2 protein-coding genes and 1 pseudogene are annotated in these 2403 nt (G+C 70.4%); 1 reads left to right on the top strand and 2 read right to left on the bottom strand.

Annotated elements, in window-relative coordinates; all coding sequences use genetic code 11:
• Positions 1–199 precede the first annotated feature (199 nt).
• Both ACWCXB_RS26780 and ACWCXB_RS26775 read right to left on the bottom strand, forming a co-directional pair.
• On the bottom strand, positions 200–1540 hold the full coding sequence (locus ACWCXB_RS26780; RefSeq protein ID WP_450726237.1) for a M28 family metallopeptidase: 1341 nt from the start codon (positions 1538–1540) through the stop codon (positions 200–202).
• Positions 1541–1720: 180 nt separating this feature from the next.
• On the bottom strand, positions 1721–2170 hold the full coding sequence (locus tag ACWCXB_RS26775; protein WP_450726236.1) for a VOC family protein: 450 nt from the start codon (positions 2168–2170) through the stop codon (positions 1721–1723).
• A gap of 36 nt (positions 2171–2206) precedes the next feature.
• Between ACWCXB_RS26775 and ACWCXB_RS26770 the strand changes: the two are divergent.
• Positions 2207–2403: pseudogene (locus tag ACWCXB_RS26770) on the top strand (hypothetical protein); the annotation flags it as partial.

Raw genomic sequence — 2403 nt, 5'->3', positions numbered from 1 at the left:
GGTCTGGGTTTGGGGGGCGCGCGCCCGGGGGGGGGGGGTGGGTCGGGGGCGGACGGCCGGTCGGGTCCTGGGGGGCGGGTGGGTGATGGGGGGGGGGGCGCCCCCCTCAAGGGGGGCGCCCCGCACTGGGGTTACGGCGCGATGTGGTGCGACGGCGCGATGTGGTGAGACGGCGTGATGCGGTATGACGGCGTGATGCTCAGAAGGTGAGCCTCCAGCTGTCGATGTAGCCGGTGTCCTGGGCCGCCACGTCCTGGACTTTGAGCTGCCAGGTGCCGTTCGCGGCCTCGGTCGACGCGTTCACGGTGTACGTCGCGACGACGTCGTCCGCCGAGTCGCTGCCGCTGGAGTTCTTCAGGCGGTACGCCGTCCCGTCCGGCGCCACCAGGTCGATCACCAGGTCGCCGCGCCAGGAGTGCTTGATGACCACGCCGGCCTGGAGCGCGGACGGGGCGTTTCCGGTACGACCAGAGACGGTCACCGAGGACGTCACGGCGGCGCCGTTGTCGGGGATGGGGACATCGGCCGTGTTCTCGTAGACGTCACCGCCCGGCGGGACGGTCGTGCCGGCGGACAGGGTCCAGATCGCATGGGCGATCGCGTCGCTGTTCCGGTCGAGGGCGGTGTCGTTGATGTTGGACATGGTGTCGCAGGAGGAGTGGTAGCAGCGGTCGAAGGCCTGGCCTGCCGTGCCGCCCCACTTCTGGGCCTGCACCGTGGACTTCGTGCGGCCGGCGCCGGTGAAGAGCCCGCCGACCGGAATGCCCACGTTCTTGAAGGAGGCGTGGTCGGAGCGGCCGTCGCCCTCCGTCTCGATCTCGGTCGGGACGCCGAGGCCCGCGAAGTAGTCCTTGAAGGTCTTCTCGATCGCCGGGTCGTCGTCGTAGACGAAGTACCCGGGGTTGGGCGAACCGATCATGTCGAAGTTGAGATAGCCGGTGATCTTCGAACGGTCCGCGGCCGGAAGGTTGTTGACGTAGTACTTGGACCCGACCAGGCCCAGCTCCTCCGCACCCCACCAGGCGAAGCGCAGATGCTTGTCCGGCTTGAGCTGGGCGCGGGAGACGGCGAGCGCGGTCTCCAGGACGGCCGCCGAGCCGGAGCCGTTGTCGTTGATGCCGGGGCCCGAGGTGACCGAATCGAGGTGGGCGCCGGCCATCAGTGTCCGGTTGGCGTCGCCGCCGGGCCAGTCGGCGAGCAGGTTGTAGCCGGTGGCACCGGAGGACGTGAACTGCTGGACGGTGGTGGTGAATCCGGCCGCGTCCAGCTTGGCCTTCACATGGTCGACCGACGCCTTGTAGCCCGCGCGGCCGTGCGCGCGGTTTCCGCCGTTGGCGGTGGCGATCGACTGGAGGTCGGAGAGGTGGGCCTTGACGCTCGCGAGAGGGATGTCGGGCGCGGCGAGCGCCGCCGGGGAAGGGGCGGCGCTCGGTGCGGTGGCGGTGTCGGTTGCGGCGGCGGTCGGTAAGGCTGCGGCGAGCAGGCCGGCGAGGGCAAGTGCCGTGACTGCGGCGGCGCGTCTGTGCACGGAGTGGGTCATGTGGGGGCTCCGGATTCCGTATTCCGTTCGGGGACAGGACGGAACGTTCGAGACACTCCGCGACGGCGGTGTCGCAGGGTGCTGGAGCTGTACTCAGTGCGGCGTGTGGGTGAATGTTCAGCGAGATGTTGACTGACCGTCAAGAGTGGAAACCGGTCAGTCGGGTCCGGTTAACGGACGCTATTGCACACAGAATTCGTTGCCCTCCGGGTCCTGCATGACGACCCACTCGCCGGACGGCTCCTGCACGCGCCGCAGCACTGTCGCGCCCAGCCCCTCCAGCCGGGCGGCCTCCGCGTCCCGCCGTGCCGGTCCGGGGTGCAGGTCGAGGTGGAGCCGGTTCTTGACCGTCTTTGCCTCCGGGACCCGCTGGAACAGCAGCCGCCTGCCGAGACCGATGCCGGTCTCCTCCTCGTACGGATCGTCCGGATGCCGGACGGCGGCCAGATCACGCCACGCCCGGCGGTCGTGCCGTTCCACCGTCAGCTCGGGCGGTACGGCCCCGAGGCCGAGCAGCCGCTCGATCAGTGCGCTGTGGTCCTCGGTGACGTATCCGAGGGCCTCCGCCCAGAAGTCCGCCTGGGCGAGCGGGTCGGTCGCGTCGATCACAAGCTTCCAGTGCAGCGTCACGTAACCACTTGTAGTGATTACGTGAGGGAGGTGGCAATGGACTCGCCGACAGTACCCGGACTGACCCTGCGCACACCGGAGGGCAGGTCGTACCGCTTCGACCCGGGCGCGCTCTGCCTGGAGTTGCTCCCCACCGGCGGCCCCGGCGCCCTCGCGCGCTACGCCCCGCGGCCGCCCGGCGCGGCGTGCCCGCTCAGCCCGTCGCAGCCTCCCGCGGGGCCGGGCTCGCAGCC

It is taken from the genome of Streptomyces sp. NPDC001514 (assembly GCF_053597075.1).
The sequence above is the reverse complement of the archived record's forward strand: the minus strand, read 5'-3'. Positions and strand labels throughout refer to the sequence as shown.

What these genes read in the sequence shown, in the direction of transcription:
- ACWCXB_RS26780 (WP_450726237.1), bottom strand. Translation starts at nt 1,540, where the DNA reads ATGACCCACTCCGTGCACAGACGCGCCGCCGCAGTCACGGCACTTGCC.